Consider the following 25,018-nt stretch of genomic DNA (forward strand, 5'->3'; position numbering starts at 1 on the left):
CCGGTTTCATGACACGCAGAGAACATGTGGCGCGTCACACTTGGAACATTTTCGCTTGAACTTCAAACTGATCTTCGTCGGAGCTGTCCGATCGCAGAAGGGGGCAATGGGGTTGGAAAAAGTACGCGCTGGAATCATTGACGATCACGAGGCGGTGCGGGTCGGCTTTGCCCTGTCCGCCGGCAGGGAAGCGCCGCACAAGACACCGCGAGTGACGGTGTTGGGGGCTGCACCCACCGTTGATGCCTTCTTGAGGGCACTCGGGAATGCTTCCGGGCCCAGCGATGTCGTTGCCCTGGACCTGTCACTGGCCGACGGCTCCCAGCCTGGTGGAAATGTCGCCAAATTGACCGCCGCGGGGTACAGGGTGCTCGTGTTCACCATTGGTGACAACGTGTGGCAGATCCAGGATGCCCTCGCGAACGGGGCCATGGGCGTCTCGTTGAAGTCTGAGCCCATCGCTGAGACGTTCGCCAAGCTGCGACGCATCGCTGCCGGGGAGACGATCGACAGTCAGGAGCTGGCCGCGGCGATCGAGGTGGACTCTGATTTCGTCGAAGCGAACCTGTCGGAGCGTGAACGCGAATGCATTGCCCTGTATGCGGCCGGGCTCGGCCAGTATCAGGTGTCCAGGCGAATGAACATTGCCGAGAGCACCGTGAAGAAAAACATAGACCGTATCCGGGAAAAGTACGAGGCGGCAGGCCGCCCGGCCAACACCAAAATCGACCTCTACATTCGGGCGGTTGAAGACGGCATCCTGCCGCCGGTGCTCCCGCTGCGGAAGCGCTGATCGTGCTGACCTCTTCGCTGGCCGGTATCTCGGCGCTGGACACCCACCGCCTCATGGGTCGAGGCATTGCAGCGTTCGCCCTCCTCCTGTTGCTCCAGGCCTCCGGCTCCATCATGAGTGAGTCCGCCTACGCGGCCACCTGGTGGAACGCGATCTTCCTCTGGCTGTTCCTGGCCGTCGTCGCGGCGTTCACGGCCGCCTCCATCCGCGGACGCGGCCTGACCGCGACTGCCGGCGCGCTGGCATTCCTTGTCCTGGCAGGCCTGGCGTTGTGGCCGCTGGCGGTTCCCACGACCGTCCCGGAAAGCTTCGGAACTCCCTGGCTGTGGGCCATGATCAATGTCGGTGCGGCCTGGTGCGCCTTTAGCTTCGGCCCCCGAACCGGCTGCATCTACACCATCGTGATCGGGACCGTGTTCACAATGGTCAGGACGACCCCGGAAGGCGGCTCAGCCAGCCTGCAGGTGGCTCTGGAAGACGCCCTGTTTGCCACGGTGCTGGGGCTCATCATCTGTGTGACCATCGGTATCCTCCGTCGTGCAGCCGCGCGCGCCGATTCCGCCGCGGACCAGGCCATTGAACAATACCGGGAGGCAGCGTCAGCGATGGCACTCAGCAACGAGCGGCTCCGGCTCGACGGGCTGCTTCACGACTCCGTCATGACGGCGTTGCTGACCGCGTCACAGGCCGGGTCAGCGGAGGAACGGGACGCCAGCGCCCGACTGGCCCAAAGTGCCCTGCAAAGGCTGGAACAACAAGGGACGGCGGCATCGGAGGCGGGACCGGCAACCCTTGCCGAGGTGGCCGCCCGCATCCGTTTCACTGCCGGCACCGGTACCAGTGAACCTATTGTCAACGTCGTGTGCGAGTCTCCCGATCACCTGCTCCTGCCGGGCGATGTGGTCCGGGCTGTCTTCGAAGCAACCACAGAGGCGATCAATAACGCGGTCCGCCACTCGGGGGCGACCCGTTGTGAAGTCAGCCTGACCGGCCACCGGGCGGCCGGGGCGGCGAAGATCACCGTCTCCGTCAAAGACAACGGCAGCGGCTTCGACCCGGGCCTCGTGTCGGACCGCCGGCTCGGCATCCGGGTGTCCATCATCGGACGCATGGAAGCCGTCGGCGGTTCGGCGAGCATTATCACCCCGCATCTCGCCGGAACCGAAGTCCGCCTCAGCTGGGAAGGAGCGGAGGCATGATCCGCGCCATCTCCACCAAAGTGATGACCGTCTTGTGCATCGTCTTCGTCGCCGTGCACATCACCCTGGGCCTACTCGCCCTCGATATGGTCTCATCCCCGGGGCCGGTCTACCTGGCGATGGCCATCTACCTTGCGGGGATTGCCGTCGTCCTCAAACCGAGCCCCGGCCAGCTGCCCCTGACTTCAGGCATCACCGCCCTGGCGGCCACCGTCGCGGTCATCGTCCTCGTCGACAGCGTCCTGCCCACGGACGAATGGCCCGGCTACGCGTCCTGGCACCTGGCCGCGACTTACACGCTGCTGGTTGCCGTCAACATCCGCGGACGGGTCCTGCTGTCCTGGATCGGGGTACTGCTCTCCGTCATCCTCACCACCGTGTGGGCGTCAGGGGCATCCATGGGTGTGGTCGGCGGGTTCATGCTGAACATCGCCACCGTGGGCTGGGTCCTGGTCAGTACCGGCATCGGCCACCTGCTGCGAACCAATGACCGCAAAGTAGGACAGTACCGTGCCGACGCCGAGGCCGCTGCTGACTGGTACGCCGCCGAACAGGCCCTGCACGTCGCCCGGACGCAGTGGCTGCAGCACGTCAGCGAAGTCGCCGCGCCGGCGCTGGCCCGCATCGCCGACCCCGGGCACGCGATCACAGACGCAGAACGGCAGGAACTCCAGCTCGCTGAAGCCCAGTTCCGCGACGAAATCCGCGGCCGCGTCCTCGCCACCGCTGAAGTCGTCGAAGCAGCCCGGAAAGCCCGCGAACGCGGTGTGACCGTCCAGCTCCTGGATGACCGCCGCCAGGACCTGACCCCGCGCATGCTGGCCGCCGTCTCCGAGCGCGTCGTCAACATCCTCAACCAGGCCCGAACCGGCACCGTCACCGCCCGTGCCAGGCCACAGGGCGGCAAGCTGGCCGTGACAATTTTCGCCTCGACCCCGGACAACCCCGACGAGCCGACCTTCGTCGAGTTCGCAGACCGTTCCCCGGATGCGTAAGTCGACTTCCCACACCGACGTGATGTGTGTACGCACTTCCGGGGACATCTCGGAATTCTGCCGCCCGGGACAATCGCGGGAATTTGGCAGTTGGGGTAGGTTTCGGCACGGACGCATCGGGTGCACGATGCCACGCAGATGGAGGGGACCATTGAGCTTAAATTCGGGGCGTTTCGGGAAGCTGGTTGCGGCCATGGTCGCTGTCGCGGGCCTTGCATTGATGGGGGTGTCGCCGGCAAATGCGGCAACCTCGAATCTCACACCCGTGGGTTCGACGAGCACCTGCCAGGATGTTGTCGTGCTGGGCGCCGAGGGATCTGGCCAAACATATGCTCAAAATAAGGGCTTTGGCCCCGAAGCCTGGTTGGGGCTGCAAACGTATGCCAGCAAAATGACTGGCTACAAGATCGGCTACTTCACGGTGCCTTATCCGTCGGCGGGTGTCGAGACCCTCCTGACTGCAAAGACGCGGCCAGTCTTCTTTAAATCGATAGATGAGGGTGTCCTCGATACGTTGAACTTCCTCTCGAAGCGTGAGCCGGCGTGCCGCGCTCACGGGGAGCATTACGTGTTCATGGGATATTCGCAGGGCGCGATGGTCATGCATCGGGTCCTGTGGCAGCTTGCCCGGCCCAACGCTAAGTACGCGGCACTGGCGCGCCAGATATTGCCGCGTCTGGATGGCGTCCTTGCAATCGCCGACGGTGACAGAGTCGCCAACCAGGGAGGGGTGTCCTACGACACGGCACGCGCTTCGGGCAGCGGCATCTGGTGGGCGGGTGCAAGGATCGGAGCGACCACCGCAACTTATCGGCCCGTTGCTGCGGCCATCCCCAGCCTTTCCAACTGGCAAGCCGCGAGGTTCCATTCCGTGTGCCACTCCGGCGATCTCGTTTGCGATTTCAGTTCCATCAAGCTCAGCATCGGTTTTGGCGCCGGCGCCATCCTTGCCACAGCCAGCAACGTCCGTGCCTTCAAGGCAGCCGAGAAAATTCATGGCACCTATGGGCCTGGCGGCGCCAACGACGTGTACGTCAAATCCGCTGCGACAAACATTGCCAAGACGTCCAAGACCCTCAAACCCAAACCTGTACCGACGACGCCTGCGCTGCCCGTTCGGGTTGGGCAAACATGTAGCGCCGTTTTGGCTCCGGACGGACTGCACGTGGCCTCTGTCCAATGGATTTCAACTCCGATTCCGGGCGCAACTCTTTCTGCCGGGGAGCCAACAATCCCGGCGACTCTGACATGGTCAGCAACGTCCGTCGGGGTCGCAAATTACTCGGTCAAGGTGGTCTTCAATGATGGCACGAGCAAAGTCGTGTCAGGCTCGCTGCAGGCCTTCGCGGTTCCGTCGCCATCCTTGTCCCTGGTGAATCTCCAGACGTCGTATTTGACCACTCCCGACCGGTCCTATCCCTACTCGGTGGTGACTTTCGATGTCGTCAAGAACGCTCCCTCGCCCGCGACGCCGCTCACCGGCCTAACGGACCGCGAAGACCCGGCCAGCGACTTTTACTCGTTTGTCGGTGGCGACACGAACGGGAACAAGGTTCTTGATGTCGGAGAAAAATGGTCGTACAAGGCGGTTATTGACTGGGGCCCTTGGGATGCATCTACCTCCCGTTCCCGGACGATTCTCGTCGCCGCAAATGATTCCACGGGTGCAGGCGCCTGGACTGACCTGGCCTTCCCGATCACCCTGACCCGCTGAGGTAAGAGGATTCCTGGTGCGTCGGGGGTCCATGGTGAGTATCGATTTCAGACGTCGCTTTCTGCAGCATCTCGTCGTTGTGGCCCCGAGCAGGCCTTGCAGGTTGCGACCGCCTGTGCGCGGAACGGCTAGCCCCACGCCCGGCGGGGCGCATCCGCAATGCCGGGAACCGGCCGGTCTTGTTTCGGACGGCTCTGGGTTTCTCCGGACGCCTCAGTCTGACGAATCGAAACTTCCGTCCGCTCGACGTGGGAAGCCGCCTAGATTTGACGCTATACGGGACACCTAAGGCACGATGCCCGTCACATGTCTGACGGATGTACGCCTTTCCGGGGACACTTCACTTCCGTGCCCGCAAATCTCTCCACGAAGGTGCCAATCCGTGCCTAGGATCCAGCATGAATTCAGGGCGCTGAGCCCACGGGACTGGGGGCAAACCGCCACACAGTCCGTCACTGCCGGAGGGCCTGCATGAACACCTTCATCACCATCTGCTACATCGCCAACGCGGCCGTCTTCGTCTATGCGCTGACACGACCATCTGGCATTTGGCTGGCCGCCGACCGGAACCGCGGTTTCTGGATTACGACATTGGCCATCTGCGGCGTCCTCGGCGTGGCCGGTCTGGCCGCGGACATCGCTTTCCTCCTCGCCGTGTTGCCGCGGCTACTCGGCAGTGGAGGCACGGCGATCCCCGAGGACCCGCGGGTCCGGCCCAACCCTTTCGTGAAGAACTGAACGGAGCACACCGTGGTTTACAACCCGCTGGCCGTGACCGAACCCGGGGAACCCGAATCGTTCGCGTACCCCAGCATCAACCGAAACCTCCGTCTGGCCTGGGACGACCTTGACGGGGACATCATCGGGCCAATCCACGCCTCCTCCGCCGAGGTGCACATCTACGAACCCGGCAGCGGACGGTTCCGCAAGGCAGCCGGCGTGGACGACGTGCGGATCGACTGCTACGTCACGGATTCCCGTTTCGCCATGGTCTGCGCGAACTACGACAAAGGCGGCGGCTGGGTCGGGGGAGGCGCAGCCTTAGTCCTGAACGCCGGCAGCAAGCTCCTCGCCGCCGGCCGAAGCCGTGGCAAGGCACTGGCCGGACACCTGCGCTACCCGTGGCTGGACTCCATCCTGTTCCAGCCACGCTACGGCGTACTCACGGCCGAGACCCTCCGGCTCGCCTTCAACTCCGAAGGCGCCGCCATGTACCTGCAGCTAACCCTGGACAAGAGCACCGACACCGCCGCCCTCGCCCACGACCTCATGAAACGCACCGTCGCCTACCGACAGGCCGACACTCACCCCCTCGACGACGAGGAAGTGGACGCCTTCAACGCTTTGCTCCAGGCAGGCCCCGCACCATTGCCAGAGAAAGGCACGATGGCGGCCTACAAGTTACCCAACAGCTGGCCTGCAGGCGCCGCCCAATACGCACCACCCCTGCCGACCACTCCGCCACCCGAGCCGGCCGCAGAACCCGAACCGCTCCAATAACTCTCGAAAGGTCTCCCATGAACGCCAAACGAGTACTCACCGCCGTCGGCCTCATCCTGATCGTCATCGGCATCTTCAAGGTCTCCATCCTGGGCTACTACCCGCGTGAAGCGCCTGTCTTCATCGGCATGCTCGTGGTCGGCGCGATCTGCACCTTCGCCGCCCAAAAGCTCCCCTCCAAGTAGGGCGCTCACACACTCGTACCCAAGGAGTCCCCGTGTTCTTTTCCCCATCAACATGCCGCCGCAGCCGCACGCTGGGTGTCTCTGCCCTGATTATCCTGACGGCCAGCGGTCTCGCTGCGTGTTCCAATCCCGGCGCGACAACCTGCGATGAATACGCCGCGCAGTCCCGAAGCGAACGAAACAAGACGCAGGAGGCGCTGCTCGAAGCACATGACTTGGAACCCAACGCCATGGGCAATGCCCTCGGCATTTCGCAGGCCATCCACTCGTACTGCGGAATGCTCGGCATCCAGGATAAAGAAGCCGCCAAACAGAACGGCAGCAGCCCACTGGAAAACGCCGTCAACTGGTCGGCAAAGAGATGGTGACTAGAACGTCGCCTTCAGGGCGGCTAGGAATGTCAGCTGGTCTTCTGTCGTTGGCTCTCGTCACCGCCGGCTGCGCCTCGCAACCGGCGGGGCCAGGGCCGGCCCCTGCCACGGCAGCGTCATCCTCGATACAAGTACCGTCTGCTCCTCCCACCGCGTCACCGATGCCCACGGCCGCTGCCTTACCGGCCGCACCTTCGACCCCGGCGGCCGCGCCGACACTCAACGAGGCAACCGACCTGACCCATGCAGAGGCCCCGGTGAACGTTCCGCCGCCCAGGGACCAGTCAGCCTTTTACGACGTCGCCTTGGGGGTGCACCCGGCCACCGTGCAAAGATGCGCGTACTTGGACATCGGGGAGGTGGTGCAGACCGCCATCGGGAAGTCCACCCTCACTGACAGCCCCCTCACCCACCCTGACACATCGCCAATCACGGTGTGCATGTTTTCTATCGGACCTGCCGCAGCCGAAGGCAAAGAAGACTACATCTCCAGGGATTTCCTCAGTGTCTCCGTGAACTACCAAGGCAGCAAGGATTTCGCCGCCGTCGTGAAACAACGAGGCGGCGGCGAGAAGGTCGCCTTGGGCGACGAAGCGTACTGGTGGAACTCGGACCGCGGCGGGCAGCTCAGTGTCCTGCACGGGACGTCCCTGATCACCGTCTACACGTTCACCGTCAATAACCCGCCCGTCCTGGAAACCAGGCGCGAGGCGCTGGAGAACATCGCGAAAAAACTGCTGGCCGCGGGCCCGTAAACCATCAAGGAAAAGAGCACATCATGCCAGAACAGCCACCAACCCTGAACCAGACCGTCAACTCCTCGGTTCCCCGTGTCCGCCGCAAACCCCGTTACGTCCTGGGGACCTTCTGGCTGCTGATCGGCTCGGCCAGTCTCATCTTCGCCTTTACGTCATCGGCCTCAGGGCATCTGAACGGCCTGTGGGCAGGCCCGCTGCTCATCGCCTACGCCGTCTACCTTTACCGGGGAGGCCGCTGGGGCTTCTTCATCTTCTAGCCTGAAGCCGGGACGCCCTCGAAACATACGAAGCAACAGCCCCGACTCCTGTAAAAACGCTTGAGAAAACAAATTGGGCGCATCGGCGCATTAAGAATGAGAGGGCTAATGAAAAGATTTCGCGGGGCGATCTGCGCCGCTCTGGTCGTAGCGGCGACGGCTTTTGGGCTGCTCGCGCCAACCGCGGCAATAGCGGCACCCGTTCCCGGGGTCGTTTGCCACCCCGTCCACATACTGGCATTTCGCGGCAGCGGTGAGGGCAACCTAAATGATGCTGTGAAGGACCCCGCAGGCGACTCTCATAACTACGGCGATGGCGTCGTGACCAATGGCTGGGAAGGCGGCACACTTTCGCGACTGATCACGTCATACATCAAGGACATCAAGTCGAACTATTCCGACGGTTTTAAGCCTGACAGCTTTCCCATCTACGGAGTCGGGCCCACAAACGAAAACGTCCTCGGGTACGGTGCCGTCGCTGCATGGACTGAAATCGGGTTCAAAGTCCTGGATTCCTCATTGGATGGAGTGGATACGGCGGTCAAGCTGACCGACACGCTGAGGGCCGAAGCGAAGGGCAATGGGTGCCCCTTACCAAAGTTCATCGTCATTGGATATTCCCAAGGTGCTATGGCGGCCCGTGCCCTTGCTGGCTACCCAGATGTTGTCGGCGTGCTCAACCTAGGAGATCCAGAGCAGAGCCGATTCGCCGCCGGAAACGAAGGTACCGGGGCTAAAGGGGAGGGAGTCATCAGGTTCAAATATCCAGGACTGAAGTCCGTCTTCGACAGTTACGACAACAATTCCGTTGAAGATAAAATCGCGCTCTGCCACAAGGACGACCCCATCTGTGACTTCCAGTTGGAACACGCGAACCGACTCCTCGACCCAAAACAGCACGTCAACTACCTTCTCGATACTGACGAAGCGGCAACATACGGCAAGAAGTTGGCGCAGATGGCTCATAAGTACTATGTGCCGCCCACTACTGAACCGGCCGTGCCGCCTAGCTCGCGGGTAGGACTGGACACGATGATTGCCATCGACACCACTGGATCAATGGGTCCTTACCTCAAGGCCGCCGTAGCCTCGGCTGAGGCAATCGCCAGGAAGAGCCTCTCGGCAGCTCAGCATGCCCGGGTCGGACTTGTCGAGTACAAGGACCACTCGGTCGATTCATTCGGTGCGAGAGTAGTCGTTCCGCTCACCGGTGACATCCAGGGGTTGAAGAAGGGGCTTGAGTCGCTGGAGCCCACTGGCGGAGGCGACGACCCTGAAGATGTCTACAGTGCTATTGTCACCGCCTTAAGTGCGGACTGGAACCCGGTGGCAGCCCGATCCATAGTCGTGATCGGTGACGCACCCCCTCATGATCCGGAATCGGATACGTGCTACACCGGGGAGCAGGTGACGCGTCTTTTGGCGGGTGTCTCATTGGTGTCGAGTGTCCCTTCCCCCAACACGAGAGCAGCGGAGGAATCTTCACAACCATGTGCTTCAGCGTCACCGGCGCCCTCGCCTGAGCCTACGCCCTCAGACACCTACAGCTTGTCGGAACCCGAACCGGTCCCATCCGAAACAGATTCGGCTGGCCCTTCGGAAACGTTTCCCTCGGCCTCGCCTGAATCCACAGCATCTCGGTCATATGGATCGTCCACTTTCGGACCGTCTCCATCGGAGTCCAGTTCTTCGGAGCCTTCCGAGGTGTCCCCGTCACCGACAGAGACGGCTACCCCTGCCGTAGCCCCATCCGACCCCGTCATAGGGGATCCGGTGTCTCTGTACGGCCTCTCCGGTGCAGATGATTTTGCCTCCGGGCTGGAGCAGCTTGCAGAGGAGAGCGGTGGACAAATACTGGAAACCAAGAACGCGGCCACAGTCGGTGACAAGATTATCGCGGCGATGGACGATGCAGCAGCCGCGCCGGAAGCAGCCGTTGCTACATTGCCGACAGCCGTGGTCGGGTCTAAGAGCATAATTTCTGCAGCAGGAAGCAGAGTAGAAAAGGGCAAACTAAAGTATGAATTCGACCTGAACGGTGATGGCGTGTTCGAGACGCCGAGCAACACTCCAAGTGCAACCGGGGTCTTCGACAAGGAAGGCGACATCAAAGTCGCTGTACGCGTGACGGGGGAACAAGGGCGCAGCTCAGTCGCATCCCAACCGGTACACGTCCTGCCCCGGGAGTCCGCGGCCCCGCGATTTACTGCCGCCGCTGATGCGCTGCCGGCTGTTCATCTCTCTCCCGCAACGGCAGCCCAAGGAGCGGAACGAACGATCGCGATCGACGGCCTCAGAGAGGGAGAGCAGGTTGTAGCCTGGCTCGTCGCGCCGCAGAGTAGGGACCCGTACTCTCAAGATCCTCCGCTTGCGTCTGTGGGTCCGGTGGGCGGCAACTTTGGGTTGCCGGTCCCTGATTCCGTTCAACCAGGTCTCTACCGCGTTCTCATCATGACAACGGAAGGACGGCACGCCTCCGTGGAGATAACGGTCGAGTCACCATGGGCGTTCTGGATCCTATGGGGGCCGATTGGGTTCCTCACTCTCGGTGTTGTGGCAACTCTAGTCTGGCTCGGACGGCGAATCGCCAGGAGGAGGGCACTGGGAGCCCAATAGGTGGCATGGGCGAGCAGGGGAGTCTCATGAACTCTAGTTATAAGGGAAGGTCCGTCTCGGCTGTAACTGCGTAATTTGCCACTGCCAATCCTGTCTCACAAAGTCTGTCTCACCGCAATGTCTCATAAACCCTTAAGGAGACACGAGACAGACGGAAGGATCGGCCACGACGCTCATGATGACGGTGCTGAGTGACCAGACGTTCGATTGGCCGTGGATCGGCAGCCATGCATCCTTCTAAAACACTCTTACCGTGGGAGTTGCCTTGCGGTTCCCCCAAATTTTCCGCGGGGTCGCGTTTCCTGAAGCAAGAGAAGGGAAGGGCGACTCGTTTTCGGCATGCTCAAAAACGAAGGATTTCAAGAACGTGCAAATTGAGAATGGCGTTCCATTGAACTTGCTGGTCCGTCATTCTTATAAACCATTCTCAAAACGATAGACTTCAACCAGTCCCAAGGGATGGGTTTCGAGAACGGAAGTTTTTGATTCATGACAAGGCATCGCATCGGATATGCAAGGGTCTCCACACGTGACCAAAATATGTCCCTCCAACTTGATGCACTCAATGCGGCCGGATGTCACAGGATTTTCGACGACGTGATTAGCGGAACGAAATCGCATCGACCAGGTCTAGATCGGGCACTCGATGTTCTGCGTGAGGGCGACACACTCGTTGTGTGGAAGCTTGACCGGCTGGGCCGAAGCGCGAAGGACCTATTGGAATTCGCCGGTAGGCTCAGCGAGCGGCAGGTTGGATTCATCAGCCTGACGGACGCAATTGACACAACGACAGCCTCTGGTCGTTTTTTCTTCAATGTCATGGCCAGCCTCTCTCAGATGGAGCGGGATCTCCTGGTCGAGCGAACTCAGGCCGGCTTGCTTGCCGCCAGGGAACAGGGCCGGGTGGGTGGTCGTAAAAGGGTCATGACGGAGTCCAAGATCCGTTCCGCAAAGAACCTGCTGCGTGAAGGAATGGCCCCTAAGGACGTTGCCAGAGACTTGGGGGTCTCCGTGCCCACTCTCTACCGCTGGATTCCCGCTCGGTCCTGAGAGTCTGACGTGGTGAGTCATCCACAGCGAGGCGTCCGTCGCTGCGACCATTTCAGGCTGCAGAAGACTGGCCCGCGCGACGCCCTTGCCAGAACCAGAACCCCGAGCAACTCAAGCGGACTTGGTGAAAGTGTCAGCTTTGATTATCTCCGTGCCAAGAGATCCGCGGAGATGAGTTTGGCGGTAGCCACTGTCTCTTGAACTACGGTGGCGAGGTAGGCCTCCGAGTCCGGCATGGCAGCGATGGACGGTGTCTGCAGAGAAACGTTTATCGCCGCCACCATGTTGGGTCCGTTGTGCACCGGGGCCGCAACGGACATCAGGCCGAGTTCGAGCTCCTGATCGACCACGCACCAGCCTTGTTCGCGTATGGTTTCGAGCTCGGCTAGTAGCTCTTTGACTGTTCCCAGTGAGTGGGGTGTCAGCGGTTTGATCTCGGCTGCGACCAGGTATGCCTTAAGCTCAGCTGGTGGGAGGCCGGCGAGGAGGATCCGGCCGATGCACGTGGCGTAGGCGGGGAATCTGGTCCCCAAGGTAATGCCGAAGGTCATGATCCGGGGTGTCCTCACCCGAGCGATGTAGGCGACGTCCGTCCCGTCGAGCACGGCCGCCGACGTGGATTCGCCCAGCTTTAGGGACAGCTCTTCAAGGTGCGGCTGGGCAAGCTGAGGGAGGACGAGGCCGGAAAGGTATGCGTAGCCGAGTTGCAGGACCTGTGCGGTGAGCGCGAAGGTCTTGCGGTCGGTGCGGACGTAGCCGAGCTCCACAAGGGTATGCAGGAAGCGGCGTGCGGAGGCACGGGTGAGCTCAGCGCGGGTTGCGACCTCCGTGAGGGTCATCAGGGTGTGCTCTGCATCAAATGCCCGGATCACGTCCAGGCCGCGGGCAAGTGACTGAACGTATTGGTCGCTTGCCCGCGGGGACGAATGGCCAACTCGATGGAGTGTGTCGGTCATTGGGTCAGAATCCGTGAGATTGTATGCCGCGCTGTCTGTAACTAAGCCCGGTCAGCGGGGGCTGCTGTGAGGGGAACGGGCACCAGGGCCTGGAGTTCTTCGAGGGTGCAGCCGAAGGTTTCGCGGACGCGGACGCCGTCGGGGCCGGTGAGGAAGACGGCTTTGTCGGTGTACACGCGGGTGACGCAGCCGACGCCGGTGAGCGGGTAGGTGCAGGCTTCGACGATCTTCGACGCACCTTCCCTGGTCAGGAGGGTCATCATGACGAACACGTCCTTGGCGCCGGTGGCGAGGTCCATCGCACCGCCGACGGCGGGGATGGCGTCGGGTGCGCCGGTGTGCCAGTTGGCGAGGTCGCCGGTCGCGGAGACCTGGAACGCGCCGAGGACGCAGATGTCCAGGTGCCCGCCGCGCATGATCGCGAACGAGTCGGCGTGGTGGAAGTAGGAGGCGCCGGGCAGTTCGGTGACGGGGATCTTGCCGGCGTTGATGAGGTCCTCATCGATCTGGTCGCCGGTGGCCACCGGGCCCATGCCGAGCATGCCGTTCTCGGTGTGCAGCGTGATGTTCTGCTCGGGTTTGAGGTAGTTCGAGACCAGGGTGGGCTGGCCGATGCCCAGGTTCACGAACGATCCCGGCTTGATGTCGCGGGCCACGAGCCGGGCGAGGTCGTCACGGCCCAGCGGTGTTTCTGACGTCTGGATGGACGTTTCTACAAGGCTCATCTCAGGCCACCTGTTCTTTCAAATCGCTGCCGGCGGCTGACGCACCGCTGGAAGCAATACGGACGATGCTGTTGACGTAAATGCCGGGGGTCACGATGCTTTCCGGGTTCAGGGAACCGGTGGGCACGATCTCGGAGACCTGCACGATCGTGTGTTTCGCGGCGGCTGCCATGATCGGGCCGAAGTTCCTGGCGGTCTTGCGGTAGATGAGGTTCCCGACGCCGTCGGCCTTCAGCGCCTTGATCAGGGCGACGTCGGCGTGGATCGGGGTTTCGAACACCTGGCCGCGGCCGTCGATGATGCGGGTTTCCTTGCCCTCGGCGAGCATGGTGCCGTAGCCGGTGGGGGTGAAGAATCCGCCGATGCCGGCACCCGCGGCGCGGATCCGTTCGGCCAGGTTGCCCTGCGGCACGAGTTCGAGTTCGATCTGCCCGGCCTTGTATTTGGCGTCGAAGTGCCAGGAGTCGGACTGCCGCGGGAAGGAACAGATCATCTTGCGGACCCGGCCTTCCTTGATCAGCAGCGCCAGGCCCTGGTCGCCCTGGCCGGCGTTGTTGTTCACCACGGTCAGGTCCGTGGCGCCGGACTCCAGCAGCGCGTCGATCAGTTCGAACGGCTGCCCGGCGTTGCCGAACCCGCCGATCATCACGGTGGAGCCGTCCTTGACGGCCGCGACGGCCTCGCCGACCGTGTCAATGAAATTCAGCATCGGACTAACCCTTCACTCCGGGAGTTACATTTTCGAGGACGACGGCCAGGCCCTGGCCGACGCCGATGCAGATCGCCGCGACACCCCAGCGCTGGCCGGAGGCCTGCAGGGACCGGGCCAGGGTACCCAGGATCCGGGTGCCGGAGGCGCCGAGGGGGTGACCCATCGCGATCGCCCCGCCGTGCCGGTTCACGATGGACGGGTCGACGCCCCACGCGTTGATGCACGCCAGGGACTGCGCGGCGAACGCTTCGTTAAGTTCGACAGCGCCCACCTGGTCCCAGCCGATGCCCGCCTTCGCGAGGGCCTTGTTCGCCGCCTCCACCGGCGCGAAACCAAAGAACTGCGGGTCGTTGCCGTGCGCGCCCCGCCCGGCGATGCGCGCCAGCGGCTCCAGCCCCAGAATCGAGGCGGCGTTCTCGGACCCAATCCACGCCGCCGACGCACCATCGGACAGCGGCGAGGCGTTGCCGGCGGTGACCGTGCCGCCCTTCGTCGCACCGGAGGCAGCATCGTCGGCCTCGGCACGGAACACGGTCTTCAAACCGGCCAGCTTCTCAGCCGAGGACCCCGGGCGGATCCCTTCGTCGCGGACCAGGTCCGTGCCCGGGACCGGGGCCACCAGGTTGTCGTAGAACCCCTCGTCCCACGCGGCGGCCGAGAGGTTGTGCGAGGCAGCGGCGAACTCGTCCTGCTGCGCCCGCGTCACCCCGTACTTCTCCCGCAACCGCTCGGTGGCCTCACCCAGGGAGATGGTCCACTCCTTCGGCATGGCCTTGTTCACCAGGCGCCAGCCCAGCGTGGTCGACGCCAGCGTCATGTCCCCGGCCGGATACGGCTTCTCCGTCTTCGGCAGCACCCACGGCGCCCGCGACATCGACTCCGCACCGCCCACCAAAACCACATCCGCATCCCCGGCGTTGATCTGGCGGGAGGCGATGATCGCCGCGTCCAGCGACGAGCCACAGAGCCGGTTCACCGTGGTGCCCGGGATCGAGACCGGCAGCCCGGCCAGCAGCGTGCCCATCCGGGCGATGTTGCGGTTCTCCTCGCCGGCGCCGTTCGCGTTGCCGAACACCACCTCGTCGATCCGCTCAGGATCAAGCGAAGGTGCACGCTTCACGGATTCCTTAATGACATGCGCGGCAAGGTCATCCGGACGGACCCCGGCAAGTCCGGAGCCGAACTTCCCGAACGGCGTGCGTACGGCATCGTAAACAAAAGCCTGGTTCATGAAGTTTCCTCTGTTCTAGGGGTTGCTAGGCGCTTGGGCAACCGCAGGCTTGCGAGGGGTGGGCTGGTACGCGAGGAACTTCCACGTCTCGGCTTCCCTAACCCACACCGACAACGCACTGTTTGCCAGGGTCTTGTCGGTTCCGTTGACAGTCAGGTCGGCGTTCATTTGACCCAGGACGAGGGCAGTGTCCCCAATCAATACGATGTCTTCGATGGGGTGCTCGATGCGGTGGTACCTGTAATAGCCTTTACGAAGCTTTTCCAGGTAGCTGCTCAACGTATCGCGGTCACCCAGCGAGTGGGTGTAGATCAGCCGCTGGTGGCAGAGGCTTTCGAAGGCGTCGTAGTCACCGTCCACTACGGCTTTGTAGCGCTTGGCTTCCAAAATTTCGATTTCGGTCTTATCGGCTGCGGTGGCGTTATCCACTGACCGTTCTCCTTGCTCAAAGTGTGGGCTATCCAGGCCGCAAGTCCGGCCGCTCATGCGTTCCGTCGCATCTTCACGACGGTTACGGCGGCTGCAGATGCAAAAGCCAGAGTGAACTGCTGAGTCTTAGCCCCAGCTTGTTTATCCAAAGTAGTTGACACAGCGAGTCGCGTCAATTGATGGTTTACAACCAGTCCGCTCCGGACTGGCTCCAGACTGCACGAAAAGATTCGCGGGGTGAAGGCTGGATTCTCTACGATTTGCGGATTTCAGGCGTTACGCGGCGCGTTTCGCGCTCTTTTCCACTGCGGCGGCCAGCTATCGAGGTTTACACTTTGATCGGCCTTTGTATTGAAATACTTGACAGCTGTGTGTTGGCTCACTTAACGTCGGACCCAGTCAATCAACGGAGTGAGGTCAACGTGGTCCTTGATACCGAGGTTCTGCTTTCAGTGAGCAGGATCAGTAAGAGCTTCGGCGGGGCGAAGGCGCTCAACGATGTCTCGATGGACTTCCGGGCGGGCGAAGTGCATGCCCTGCTGGGAGAAAATGGTGCCGGAAAGAGTACCTTGGTCAAAGTGATTGCCGGCGTCATCAGCGCAGACGCTGGCGAGGTGAAGTTCTCGGGTGATTCCAAGACCGCGGATGTTGCAATGGTCTTCCAGGAGCTGTCGGTAATTCCCGAGCTGTCGGTCAGGGACAACATGGCCCTGAGCATGCGAAGGTCTTCGGGCCTGCTGGTCAAGAGGGAGAAACTCCAGGAACGGATGGAGTCCGCTTTGGCTTCGGCCGGCCTTGGGGACCTGGATCTCGACATGCCAGTGGAGGCGCTGCCTCTGGCCAAACGCCAGTTGCTGGAGATCGCCCGGGGACTCGTCGCAGAGGCCCGGACCTTGATCCTGGATGAACCGACCGCCACCTTGTCCGACGTGGAAATCGCCCGTGTCCATAAAGTTGTGCGGTCACTCGTAGCGGCCGGACATTCGATCGTGTACATCACCCACCGGATGGGTGAAGTGTTCAAGCTGTCCGACCGGATCACCATTATGCGCTCCGGACGCGTCGTGGCTAGCGGCCCTACCAGCGATTTCACGATGGACTCGGTCGTTACGCATATGCTGGGCGAAGAGCACGTTTCTGGAGAGGCAATCCAGGTCAAGGAGAACTTTGCCCCGGAAAACCGCCGGAAAATGACCATCCGCGGACTATCGTCCGGGCACCGTTTCTCGGATGTCTCCTTTACCGCCCAGGCCGGAGAAGTCACCGCACTCTTCGGCCAGATAGGCTCCGGTGCTGACGACTTCGTCCGCGCCCTGGTGGGGCTCGTCCCTGTCACCGACGGCGAGATCCAGCTAAACGATGTCTCCCTGTCGGCCCTGACCCGTCCCAAGTCCCAGAAATACGGCGTCGCCTACGTTTCAGCGGACCGTGTCCGTGAGGGCGTCTTCCTCAGCGGCAGCGTCGCCCAGAACGTGAGCTCCGGTGCGCTGGCAGCAGTGAGCAAGTTAGGCACCCTCAGGGCCGAACTCGAAACAGACCTGGCCCGTTCGATCGCAACTCAGGTGGCCTTCGATCCAGCCCGCATCCGGGTTCCGGTCGGCTCCCTGAGCGGCGGTAACCAACAGAAAATCGCCATCGGCAGGGCCTTGGCCACCCAGCCCGACGTCCTGGTTTTGAACGAACCGACCCGGGGTGTGGATGTGGGTGCCCGTGCCGAGATCTACCGGGCCCTTCGGCAGCTGTCCGCGAACAACGTCATCGTCATCGTGTACTCGAGTGACATTGTCGAACTTCGTGAGCTGGCCGACCGTGTTATCACGATGTTCCGCGGCAGCCCGGTGAGCAGCAATCGGACAACCGATGTCACCGACTCCCAGATCCTCACCGAAATCCTCCACGGAGCCAAAGCATGAACACCAAGATCGCGGCACGGTCCACTGTGCAGAAACCGGCCGCTCCACCCAAACCCGTAGCCGAGTCCATCAAACGCATCGGCACGGACAGCTCCGCAATCATTGCAGCAACTACGGTCCTGCTGTTTGTCCTGGCGTGCATCTTCGTGAACGGGTTCGCCACGGTCACCAACCTGCGGGCACTGTTCCTCTCGGTCGCCCTGGTCGGCATCGCCGCCGTCGGTCTGAGCATCATCACCATCGTCGGCAGGCTTTTCGCTCTCTCTGTCAGCGCCATGGTCGCGGTGTCAACCATTGTGTTCGCTTCCCTGCTCCATACAGGACCTTGGACAGCGATGGCGGCCGCGGTCCTCTTCGGCGCATTTGCCGGCGCGGTTCAAGGATTCTTCGTAGGACGCCTTGGCACCGACCCCATCGTCACCACCATCGCGGCTGCAGCGATCCTTATCGGCTTCGCGCAGATCGTGACCGGTGGACGCAACGTCCAGGGAACAGGCGATGCCAGCGTCTTTGGCCTGACCATATTCGGTGTCCTTCCCCTCCAGGTGCTCGCCTTCTTCGTCCTCACCGTCCTCGCCTGGTGGACTCACCGCTACACCGTCCTGGGCCGGCGTGTAACGCTCGTCGGCCTGAACGAAAAGGCAGCCCTGGTGTCAGGGACCCGTGCCTGGCCCGTGGTGCTGTTCGCCTTCATCGTGTCCGGCGCCCTGGCCGGTCTGGCCGGCGGCTTGCTGTCCTCCGAATCAGGGCAGGGAAACCTCCAGCTCGGTGGCACGTTCGGCTTTGACGCCATCACAGCCGTTGTCGTTGGCGGCGTCAGCGTCAAAGGCGGGACCGGGAACCCGGTCGGCGCCGCAATCGGAGCCATCCTCGTCGGTTTGCTCGGCAACGCACTGGTCCTGCTGGGATTGAGCTACGAAGTTCAGCTCATCTTCAAGGGCGTCCTCGTCCTGCTCGCCGTCGTGGCAACAGGCATCGCATCAAACCGTCAATCAGGAAGAAAGCGCTGATCCCGTGGTTAGACTCTATTGGCACTTCCGGACCTTGCTGGCGTGGTCGCTGGCAGTCCTCGCCTTCATTGCCTTCGCAGTGACCAACCCGGCATTCCTCAACGCCGGAAACTTCTACTCCCTCCTGCAGTCCTTCGCCATCCTGGCCCTGGTCGCCACCGGCCTTGCCCTGGTCATGATCGCCGGCGAATTCGACCTCTCCATCGCCGGGACGATCCCGCTGGCCGGCCTGATCGCCGTCAAAGTGGGCGACAGCGCAGGGGTACCTCTCGGCGTGGCAGCTGCCGTTGCAGTCGCCGTGGCAGTCGGCGTCCTCAACGGTTGGCTGACCGCCCACTTCTCGGTCCCGTCCCTCGCCGTCACCGTAGGAACCCTCGTTCTCACCATCGGCATTGGCTTTGCCGTTGCCGGCGGAAAGATCGTCACCCTGGCCGACTTTGAACCCGGCCTGTGGCTGGACCAGGCCTTGGGCGACATCGTTTCTCCACGCGCCCTGATCCACATCGTTCTCGTCGTCGCCGCCGCCTGGCTGATGGCCAAAACCTGGTCAGGCATGAAAATCCGTGCCGTCGGCAGCGACCGCCAGCGCTCATCGGCCTCCGGACTGCCGGTCACACGCGTTCTGATCCTGGCCTTCGTTATCTCCGGCCTGTTTGCCGGCGTGGCAGGGGCACTTCAGGGCATCACCCTGGCCTCCGGTGCCCCTGGCTCAGACGAAGCCAGCCTTCTGCAGGCTGTCACCGCAGCGATCATCGGCGGCGTCGCCCTCACCGGCGGCAAAGGCTCCATACCCGGGGTTGCTGCCGGCGCCATGCTGCTGTCCGTTGTCGGCAACGGACTCAGCCTGCAAGGAACCTCAACTGCCGTCATCCAGCTCATCAACGGCGGAATCCTCCTCCTCATCGTCGTCATCGACCGGCCCCTGAACCGCATCGTCAACAAAGCGGTCGAGACCAGCATGTCCACTCCCCACCCCCGCGTAGCAACCAACCACTGAAGGATCACCATGAAAACCACCTCAATGAAGAGACTGGCTGTCGCACTTTCCCTCACTTCGGCGCTGTTCCTGTCAGCCTGCGGTTCCACACCAGCAGCCGCACCAAGCGCAGGTGGCGGGGGAGGGGACGCCAAAGGCAAGAAAGTCACCCTCCTGACCGTCGCCCAGAGCTGTGACTATTGCGCCAAGCACACCGAGGAATTCAAGAAGGTCGCGGAAGCCGCCGGGATCCAGGTCACCGTCGTCGTCAACGACTTCAACGCCGCCGAACAGGCACAGCAAGTCACCCAAGCCATCAGCACCCGCCCCGACGCCGTCGTACTGTGGCCTGCGGACGCCACTGCCATCACGCCGTCCCTGCAGCGCCTTAAGCAGTCCAAGATTCCGGTCGTCGTGACCAACTCACACCCCCAGACCGACGACGAGAGCCTCTGGACCACCTTCACCGGCCCCGACGACTACGCCAATGGACGAGAGGCAGCCAAAGCCATGATCGCCGGCTTCAAAGCCAAGGGGTTCGGCGACTCCGGGTCGGTCGCCATCGTGGAAGGCGTACCCGGCACGCCACCGGCCATCAACCGCACCAAGGGTTTCAAGGACGAGTTGGCGAAGGACGCTCCCGGTATCACTGTTTCCGGTTCACAGCCCGGAAACTGGGACCAGACCCAGGCCACCTCCGCGGCTGCCAGCCTGATCACCCAGTTCGGTAACAAGAACCTTCGCGGCATCTACGCCCAGGCAGATAACATGCTGGCCGGTGCCATTGTTGCCGCAGACAGGGCAGGACTGAAATCTTCTGGCCTGGCCATGGTTGGGTCCAACTGCTCCATCGAGGGTTACACAGCCATCCAAAAGGGCGACCAGTACGCCTCCGTGCTGCAGAGCCCCATCGAGGACGGCGAGTTCGCCGCCAAGGCCGTCATCGACGTGCTGGAGGGCAAGGGCGTCGAAAAGAACAACTACCTGACCCCGAAGACGATCACCAAGGCCAACCTCGCCGACTGCGCCGCAGCAGTTGGCAAGTAACGGAGGAATTTCATGACCAACTGGACACTCACGCTTCCCGACCACGTCATCGTGACGGGCACATCGAGCGGACTGGGCCTGGAGTGCGCGAAGGCGCTACTGGAAGCGGGCAGCCACGTCTACGGCGTCGACCTCGGCGACAAACCAGAAGTGCTGCAGGCCTTCCCGAACTACCGCCACATCGTGGGCAACGTCGCCGAGGAGGCCACCTGGCAGGAAGCCGCCAAAACGGCGACTGTGGAGTCCAATGGCTCCCTGGGCCTGATCGCCGCGGCCGCGATCCTTGGCGTGGGCACGCTGGAGGAAGAGACCCTGGAGTCCTGGAAACGGACGTGGGAAGTTAACGTACTCGGCAACGTCATTGCTCTGAAGACGTTGATGCCCCACCTGAAGGCAGCCGATCACGCCGCTGTCGTCGTCGTCACGAGCGTGGACGCGCACTTCGCCGAGCAACAGCTTGGCTCCTACGCCTCATCGAAGGCCGCCCTCACCGGCGCAGTGCGCACCATTGCCCTGGACTACGCCCGCACCGGCATTCAGTTCAACCTCCTGGCACCGGGACCCATGAGGGCAGGCCTGTTCGAACGGCACCTGGCCTCGGCCGCCGACCCGGAGAAGTTCCTCGCCACCCGCCAGGCACGCCAGCCACTCGGACGGATCACGGGAGCTGATGAAGTCGCAAACGCGGCGCTGTTCCTGCTCTCCAAGGAATCGTCCGCAGTCTTCGGCACCACTCTCGTGGCCGATGGGGGACTCACCACAGGATTTGATTTTCGGACAGGCTCCGAAGGATCGTCTGCTTCGGGGAACTGAAGCAGCCACGAACACCGCACCACTGAAAGGCATACCTCATGGAACTGGAACTGACCGGTAAGAAGGCCATTATCACTGGCGCTGCAACGGGCATTGGCCGGGCTACCGCCCTGCTGCTGACCGCAGAGGGCGCCACCGTAGCAGCTCTGGACATCGACAAGTCTGCACTGTCCGAGCTGGAAGAACTGGCGGCCGACAACCCGGGCCGCATCGTGCCCTCCGTCGTCGATTTCACCCAGGCCACAGCCACCACCGAAGCCGTGACTGCAATCATCGACCAGCTCGGGGGCCTTGATCTCCTCATCAACAACGTCGGTTCCGGAGCAGTCCGAACCTTCGACGAACTCACCGATGAGGACTGGTCACGCACCATCGAGCTGAACTTTATGAGCTATGTCCGTACCATCCGTGCGGCACTGCCGGCCCTTCGCGAAGCAGCCGCTCCGTGCATTGTTAACAACGCCTCCGATCTGGCCCGCCAACCCGAAGCGCAGCCTGTCGATTATGCGGCCAGCAAGGCAGCCGTACTGGCCCTTACGAAGTCCATTGCAAGGGCGGAGGGCCCGAAGATCCGGGTCAACGCTGTGGCACCTGGGCCCATCTGGACCCCCTTCTGGACCAAGCCGGGCGGATTTGCGGACACGCTAGCCACTGTTCACGGCATGGATCCTCAGGCAGCGGTCGAGCACGAAATGAAGCTCCGTCAATTGCCGCTGGAACGGCTGGGCACTCCGGAGGAAGTAGCACGCATCATCGCACTGCTCTGCAGCCCCGTAACCAGCTTCGTCACCGGCTCCGTCTGGGGCGTGGACGGCGGCAGCATCCGCGGACTCATCTAGTTTTCAGCACCCTGATAGGGAGGAATTTCACGTGCCTGCACAGCATTCGTCAGATGAACAGGACATCCTGTCGCTCGAGGACAGCCGCTACGAAGCGGTCCTCAGGGCAGACTTCGAAGCCTTCGCGGACCTCTGCCACAAGGACCTTGTCTATGCGCACTCAAACGGGGACCGCGATGACCTGGGCAGCTACATGGAAAAGTGCCGGCAGGGTGTGTACGTCTATCACCGCATCGATCATCCGGTGGAACAGGTCAAGATCATCGGTGACGTGGCCCTCGTGATGGGCGAAATGCATGCCGACCTGACTATCAGGGGAACGCAGACTTCGCTGGACAACACCGCCCTGGCCGTGTGGGTCCGCTCAGGGTCCTCGTGGAAGCTGCTGGCCTACCAGCCAACTCCAAAGCCCGGACCGGCGGCCCTCGGACAGCAAAGCAAAGCTGCCCCCGCCGGCTCAGCTGCCTAGCCAACCGCTGCCAAAAGGGTGCCGGCGACAGACGTCGCCGGCACCCTTTGCACGTAGTGGCCCCTGCCTGCAGGGAACCGGCGGACAGCCCCAGCCAAAAGCGCGAATCCCACCGCAATCGCCGCCTGACACCCACCTATACGTCGGCGTTCCCTCGCCACGGATGGATGGCTGGCGCGAGTGGGAAGGAATCAGGAGTGAGAGTGGCCGATAGCCGGGGAATTATCAGCGTTCGATGTGTGTCCAGCCCCGGCCAGGTCCAAGGGATGAGCGAAACCCTGGCGGCCCACCACGGCCCAGACGGCAATACAGTCTTCCGGGGAGGTGTTGCTGAGACGGTGCGGCACCGTGGAATCAAAGTTCATGCTGTCCCCCGGACCGAGAACATCGCTGTCGAAAGACACCTGGACGTTCAGCTGGCCGGACAGAATGTGGATGTACTCCCATCCGGGGTGGCGCATCAGTTCACCGGCGGGGCAGGACTCGCTGCCCGGCGTGTACGTCACGCGCAAAAACTCCACTAGCGGGTCGGCCCGTTCCGTGAGCCGCTCCCAACGGACGCCTCCCATGTTGATCTCGGGACGGTCACCGGCACGCTGGATTCCCGGGAGCGAGGTGCCTGCAGGAGGAATGAACGCGGAGATACCGGACAGCGGGGTGGCTAACGCACCGACGGCAGTGTCATTGGACTGAGGGACGGGCCCCGGATGCTCACCGCTCATCAGTGAGTCCAGCGACAGCCCCAGCTCGGAAACGATGGTGTACAAGGTCCCGATGGACGGCACGGCACGACCCAGCTCGACCTGTGACATAAAGCTCGCGGAAATCCCGACCCTGCGGGCAAGTTCCCTGAGGGAGATCTTCGACTTCGTCCTGGCGGCCCGGAGCTGACTGCCAAGCTGGGCACGACCCTCTTCGGTAACCGGTACCGTGTCTTGAATACTCATTCTGGGCCCTTCCGGTGGTCCAACCCGGCACAGGCTGACCGCTGATATGTCTGTCACCACACAGGCCATGTGCCGGCCGGTCGATGTACAGTGTGCACTCACACCAGTTTAGCCCTTCGGGCGCTCTGTGCCCACTCCCTATGGATTTGTCTGTCGCAGAGGGCGTGTGCTGTGGCCTGACGGTTCACTGTAAAGCTTCATGTGCTGTATTACTTGACACTGTGCGGTGTGTCACTTTACATTTGAAGAGTGATAGCAGCGACGGCTGGCCGCGATGGAGAATCTCCCCACCGGCCCTCGTTCGCCAAAGCTTCTGGCAGCGCCGGACTCGAAGCCGAGAACGGACCGCACTGAAGCGAAAAGAGTTCCACTGTGTATATCTACCTTCTGACTAGGAGCAAAATGATGATGCAGGATCGCAAAGGCGCCTCCGCATTCAAACTGGGCCGCCGCCACGTTGGTGCCGCCGTGCTGGGTGGGGCCATGTTAGCGCTATCCGCTTGCGGTGGTGCCTCATCGGGAAGCGGCGACGCCAAGCCCACCGTTGGCTTCTCAGCCGGTGTCCTTGATAACCCGTTCACGGCCGGCCTGGTCGACTCGGTTGTCACCGAGGCGAACTCGAGCGGCCTGAACATGCTCCCGGCGTCAAATGCCGAAGGTGATCCCGCCAAGCAGGTGACCGACATCAACACCCTGATTTCCCAAGGGGTTAAGGGGCTTGTGACCATCCCCCGGGACAGTGATGCGATCGTCCCGGCCATTCAGGCCGCCAACAATGCGAACATCCCGGTCGTGACCGTGGACACCGCAGCAAACGGCGGCAAGATCTACATGAACATCAGGGCGGACAATGTAGCCATGGGCACCAGCGTCTGTGAGCAGATCGGCAAGCTCACCGGTGGCAAGGGCACTGTGCTGGAACTGCACGGCGCGCTGTCGACCACGTCCGGCTTCGACCGGGACAAAGGCTTCAGCGACTGCATGAAAGACAAGTTCCCCAACATGCAGATCATCAAGAAGGACACCAACTGGGAATCCGCGAAGGCTGTTGAGAACGCCCAGACGGTTCTGAGCACCTCCAAGATTGACGCGGTCTTCCTCGCCAGCGACTCGGTAATGCTCTCGGGCGTGCAGACCGTGATGGAAGGCCAGAACAAGTGGGCTCCCGTCGGACAGCCCGGCCACGTTCCGCTGGTCACGATTGACGGTTCGAAGGGCTCGCTGGACGCCGTCCGGTCCGGCCACGTTGACGCTGTCGTATCCCAGCCGGTGGACCTCTATGGCAAGTACGGGGTCCAGTACCTCAAGGATGCCATCGCTGGCAAGGAATACAAGGTCGGCCCGTCCGACCATGGCAGCCAGATTGTCGAATACAAGGGCAACCTGGCAGACATGCTTCCCTCCCCGGTCATCACCAAGGCGAACGTTGATGACCAGAACCTGTGGGGCAACAAGAAATAGCCCGCTCCCGGCCGAGCAGGGCCAGGATGAAGACTGAAATTTAGAAAGGGTG

General features: G+C 62.3%; 26 protein-coding genes. 20 read left to right on the plus strand and 6 right to left on the minus strand.

Going from position 1 to position 25,018, the window contains the following annotated elements; all coding sequences use genetic code 11:
* Positions 1-55: 55 nt before the first annotated feature.
* From ACFTSA_RS13710 to ACFTSA_RS13765, 12 genes are all read left to right on the plus strand, one after another.
* Entirely contained in the window at positions 56-793 is a 738-nt protein-coding gene (locus ACFTSA_RS13710; protein ID WP_377951952.1) for a LuxR C-terminal-related transcriptional regulator, read from the plus strand.
* Between the two features lie 2 nt (positions 794-795).
* Positions 796-1,992 carry a sensor histidine kinase gene (locus ACFTSA_RS13715; RefSeq protein WP_377951953.1) on the plus strand — a complete coding sequence of 399 codons (1,197 nt, stop codon included), beginning with the start codon at positions 796-798 and terminating at the stop codon, positions 1,990-1,992.
* Positions 1,989-2,987, plus strand: coding sequence for a hypothetical protein (locus ACFTSA_RS13720; RefSeq protein WP_377951954.1), 999 nt, complete (start codon positions 1,989-1,991; stop codon positions 2,985-2,987). Before ACFTSA_RS13715 ends, ACFTSA_RS13720 begins: the two co-directional genes overlap by 4 nt.
* 151 nt (positions 2,988-3,138) lie before the next feature.
* A complete protein-coding gene (locus ACFTSA_RS13725) occupies positions 3,139-4,701 on the plus strand; it encodes a cutinase family protein (RefSeq protein WP_377951955.1) in 1,563 nt (520 codons plus the stop codon).
* 471 nt (positions 4,702-5,172) lie between these two features.
* Positions 5,173-5,439 carry a hypothetical protein gene (locus ACFTSA_RS13730; protein ID WP_377922880.1) on the plus strand — a complete coding sequence of 89 codons (267 nt, stop codon included), beginning with the start codon at positions 5,173-5,175 and terminating at the stop codon, positions 5,437-5,439.
* A 12-nt stretch (positions 5,440-5,451) separates the two neighbouring features.
* On the plus strand, positions 5,452-6,201 hold the full coding sequence (locus ACFTSA_RS13735) for a hypothetical protein (RefSeq protein WP_377951957.1): 750 nt from the start codon (positions 5,452-5,454) through the stop codon (positions 6,199-6,201).
* Between the two features lie 17 nt (positions 6,202-6,218).
* A complete protein-coding gene (locus ACFTSA_RS13740; RefSeq protein WP_377951958.1) occupies positions 6,219-6,386 on the plus strand; it encodes a hypothetical protein in 168 nt (55 codons plus the stop codon).
* Positions 6,387-6,418: 32 nt separating this feature from the next.
* The gene (locus ACFTSA_RS13745) at positions 6,419-6,754 is read left to right on the plus strand and encodes a hypothetical protein (RefSeq protein ID WP_377951960.1); all 336 of its coding nucleotides are present in this window, start codon (positions 6,419-6,421) and stop codon (positions 6,752-6,754) included.
* Positions 6,755-6,918: 164 nt separating this feature from the next.
* Complete coding sequence (locus tag ACFTSA_RS13750) at positions 6,919-7,512, plus strand: hypothetical protein (protein ID WP_377951962.1); 594 nt, start codon at positions 6,919-6,921, stop codon at positions 7,510-7,512.
* A 23-nt stretch (positions 7,513-7,535) separates the two neighbouring features.
* Complete coding sequence (locus tag ACFTSA_RS13755) at positions 7,536-7,772, plus strand: hypothetical protein (RefSeq protein WP_377923049.1); 237 nt, start codon at positions 7,536-7,538, stop codon at positions 7,770-7,772.
* 108 nt (positions 7,773-7,880) lie between these two features.
* A complete protein-coding gene (locus tag ACFTSA_RS13760) occupies positions 7,881-10,388 on the plus strand; it encodes a VWA domain-containing protein (RefSeq protein WP_377951963.1) in 2,508 nt (835 codons plus the stop codon).
* Positions 10,389-10,877: 489 nt separating this feature from the next.
* Positions 10,878-11,438 (plus strand): recombinase family protein, encoded by a 561-nt coding sequence (locus ACFTSA_RS13765; protein ID WP_377951964.1) that lies wholly within the window; start codon positions 10,878-10,880, stop codon positions 11,436-11,438.
* Between the two features lie 143 nt (positions 11,439-11,581).
* Here ACFTSA_RS13765 and ACFTSA_RS13770 read toward each other — a convergent pair whose 3' ends face one another.
* From ACFTSA_RS13770 to ACFTSA_RS13790, 5 genes are read right to left on the minus strand one after another with little or no spacing between them, the layout of a single operon-like run.
* Complete coding sequence (locus tag ACFTSA_RS13770; RefSeq protein ID WP_377951966.1) at positions 11,582-12,394, minus strand: IclR family transcriptional regulator C-terminal domain-containing protein; 813 nt, start codon at positions 12,392-12,394, stop codon at positions 11,582-11,584.
* Positions 12,395-12,435: 41 nt separating this feature from the next.
* Positions 12,436-13,119: a 3-oxoacid CoA-transferase subunit B gene (locus ACFTSA_RS13775; RefSeq protein WP_377951967.1), complete on the minus strand. Its 684-nt coding sequence runs from the start codon at positions 13,117-13,119 to the stop codon at positions 12,436-12,438.
* A gap of 1 nt (position 13,120) precedes the next feature.
* Positions 13,121-13,828 (minus strand): 3-oxoacid CoA-transferase subunit A, encoded by a 708-nt coding sequence (locus ACFTSA_RS13780; RefSeq protein WP_377951968.1) that lies wholly within the window; start codon positions 13,826-13,828, stop codon positions 13,121-13,123.
* A 4-nt stretch (positions 13,829-13,832) separates the two neighbouring features.
* On the minus strand, positions 13,833-15,062 hold the full coding sequence (locus ACFTSA_RS13785; RefSeq protein WP_377951969.1) for a thiolase family protein: 1,230 nt from the start codon (positions 15,060-15,062) through the stop codon (positions 13,833-13,835).
* A 15-nt stretch (positions 15,063-15,077) separates the two neighbouring features.
* Complete coding sequence (locus ACFTSA_RS13790; protein ID WP_377951971.1) at positions 15,078-15,491, minus strand: nuclear transport factor 2 family protein; 414 nt, start codon at positions 15,489-15,491, stop codon at positions 15,078-15,080.
* Between the two features lie 179 nt (positions 15,492-15,670).
* On the opposite strand from ACFTSA_RS13790, the gene ACFTSA_RS13795 reads away from it, so the two are divergent.
* From ACFTSA_RS13795 to ACFTSA_RS13825, 7 genes are read left to right on the plus strand one after another with little or no spacing between them, the layout of a single operon-like run.
* Positions 15,671-17,404 carry a sugar ABC transporter ATP-binding protein gene (locus ACFTSA_RS13795; RefSeq protein ID WP_377951974.1) on the plus strand — a complete coding sequence of 578 codons (1,734 nt, stop codon included), beginning with the start codon at positions 15,671-15,673 and terminating at the stop codon, positions 17,402-17,404.
* Positions 17,401-18,414: an ABC transporter permease gene (locus ACFTSA_RS13800; RefSeq protein WP_377951975.1), complete on the plus strand. Its 1,014-nt coding sequence runs from the start codon at positions 17,401-17,403 to the stop codon at positions 18,412-18,414. The genes ACFTSA_RS13795 and ACFTSA_RS13800 overlap by 4 nt, the downstream gene beginning before the upstream one ends.
* A 4-nt stretch (positions 18,415-18,418) precedes the next feature.
* Positions 18,419-19,411: an ABC transporter permease gene (locus ACFTSA_RS13805; protein WP_377951976.1), complete on the plus strand. Its 993-nt coding sequence runs from the start codon at positions 18,419-18,421 to the stop codon at positions 19,409-19,411.
* Positions 19,412-19,420: 9 nt separating this feature from the next.
* On the plus strand, positions 19,421-20,437 hold the full coding sequence (locus tag ACFTSA_RS13810; RefSeq protein WP_377951977.1) for a sugar ABC transporter substrate-binding protein: 1,017 nt from the start codon (positions 19,421-19,423) through the stop codon (positions 20,435-20,437).
* Positions 20,438-20,449: 12 nt separating this feature from the next.
* A complete protein-coding gene (locus tag ACFTSA_RS13815; protein WP_377922917.1) occupies positions 20,450-21,250 on the plus strand; it encodes an SDR family NAD(P)-dependent oxidoreductase in 801 nt (266 codons plus the stop codon).
* Positions 21,251-21,288: 38 nt separating this feature from the next.
* Positions 21,289-22,089: an SDR family NAD(P)-dependent oxidoreductase gene (locus tag ACFTSA_RS13820; RefSeq protein ID WP_377951978.1), complete on the plus strand. Its 801-nt coding sequence runs from the start codon at positions 21,289-21,291 to the stop codon at positions 22,087-22,089.
* 31 nt (positions 22,090-22,120) lie between these two features.
* Positions 22,121-22,558, plus strand: coding sequence for a nuclear transport factor 2 family protein (locus ACFTSA_RS13825; protein WP_377951979.1), 438 nt, complete (start codon positions 22,121-22,123; stop codon positions 22,556-22,558).
* A 191-nt stretch (positions 22,559-22,749) separates the two neighbouring features.
* Here ACFTSA_RS13825 and ACFTSA_RS13830 read toward each other — a convergent pair whose 3' ends face one another.
* Positions 22,750-23,505: a helix-turn-helix domain-containing protein gene (locus tag ACFTSA_RS13830; protein ID WP_377922888.1), complete on the minus strand. Its 756-nt coding sequence runs from the start codon at positions 23,503-23,505 to the stop codon at positions 22,750-22,752.
* 402 nt (positions 23,506-23,907) lie between these two features.
* Here ACFTSA_RS13830 and ACFTSA_RS13835 point away from each other — a divergent pair, with 402 nt between their 5' ends.
* A complete protein-coding gene (locus ACFTSA_RS13835; protein WP_377951981.1) occupies positions 23,908-24,966 on the plus strand; it encodes a sugar ABC transporter substrate-binding protein in 1,059 nt (352 codons plus the stop codon).
* The last annotated feature ends 52 nt before the right edge of the window (positions 24,967-25,018 follow it).

The organism is Arthrobacter sp. NPDC057013 (assembly GCF_042674585.1).
In the GTDB taxonomy this organism is placed as follows: Bacteria; Actinomycetota; Actinomycetes; order Actinomycetales; family Micrococcaceae; genus Arthrobacter.

Excerpts from the sequence above, each read along its gene's own strand:
- ACFTSA_RS13720 (WP_377951954.1), top strand. The coding sequence starts at position 1,989 with ATGATCCGCGCCATCTCCACCAAAGTGATGACCGTCTTGTGCATCGTC.
- ACFTSA_RS13730 (WP_377922880.1), top strand. The coding sequence starts at position 5,173 with ATGAACACCTTCATCACCATCTGCTACATCGCCAACGCGGCCGTCTTC.
- ACFTSA_RS13740 (WP_377951958.1), top strand. The coding sequence starts at position 6,219 with ATGAACGCCAAACGAGTACTCACCGCCGTCGGCCTCATCCTGATCGTC.
- ACFTSA_RS13750 (WP_377951962.1), top strand. The coding sequence starts at position 6,919 with ATGCCCACGGCCGCTGCCTTACCGGCCGCACCTTCGACCCCGGCGGCC.
- ACFTSA_RS13755 (WP_377923049.1), top strand. The coding sequence starts at position 7,536 with ATGCCAGAACAGCCACCAACCCTGAACCAGACCGTCAACTCCTCGGTT.
- ACFTSA_RS13760 (WP_377951963.1), top strand. The coding sequence starts at position 7,881 with ATGAAAAGATTTCGCGGGGCGATCTGCGCCGCTCTGGTCGTAGCGGCG.
- ACFTSA_RS13765 (WP_377951964.1), top strand. The coding sequence starts at position 10,878 with ATGACAAGGCATCGCATCGGATATGCAAGGGTCTCCACACGTGACCAA.
- ACFTSA_RS13770 (WP_377951966.1), bottom strand. The coding sequence starts at position 12,394 with ATGACCGACACACTCCATCGAGTTGGCCATTCGTCCCCGCGGGCAAGC.
- ACFTSA_RS13775 (WP_377951967.1), bottom strand. The coding sequence starts at position 13,119 with ATGAGCCTTGTAGAAACGTCCATCCAGACGTCAGAAACACCGCTGGGC.
- ACFTSA_RS13780 (WP_377951968.1), bottom strand. The coding sequence starts at position 13,828 with ATGCTGAATTTCATTGACACGGTCGGCGAGGCCGTCGCGGCCGTCAAG.
- ACFTSA_RS13785 (WP_377951969.1), bottom strand. The coding sequence starts at position 15,062 with ATGAACCAGGCTTTTGTTTACGATGCCGTACGCACGCCGTTCGGGAAG.
- ACFTSA_RS13795 (WP_377951974.1), top strand. The coding sequence starts at position 15,671 with ATGGTTTACAACCAGTCCGCTCCGGACTGGCTCCAGACTGCACGAAAA.
- ACFTSA_RS13800 (WP_377951975.1), top strand. The coding sequence starts at position 17,401 with ATGAACACCAAGATCGCGGCACGGTCCACTGTGCAGAAACCGGCCGCT.
- ACFTSA_RS13810 (WP_377951977.1), top strand. The coding sequence starts at position 19,421 with ATGAAAACCACCTCAATGAAGAGACTGGCTGTCGCACTTTCCCTCACT.
- ACFTSA_RS13815 (WP_377922917.1), top strand. The coding sequence starts at position 20,450 with ATGACCAACTGGACACTCACGCTTCCCGACCACGTCATCGTGACGGGC.
- ACFTSA_RS13820 (WP_377951978.1), top strand. The coding sequence starts at position 21,289 with ATGGAACTGGAACTGACCGGTAAGAAGGCCATTATCACTGGCGCTGCA.
- ACFTSA_RS13830 (WP_377922888.1), bottom strand. The coding sequence starts at position 23,505 with ATGAGTATTCAAGACACGGTACCGGTTACCGAAGAGGGTCGTGCCCAG.
- ACFTSA_RS13835 (WP_377951981.1), top strand. The coding sequence starts at position 23,908 with ATGATGATGCAGGATCGCAAAGGCGCCTCCGCATTCAAACTGGGCCGC.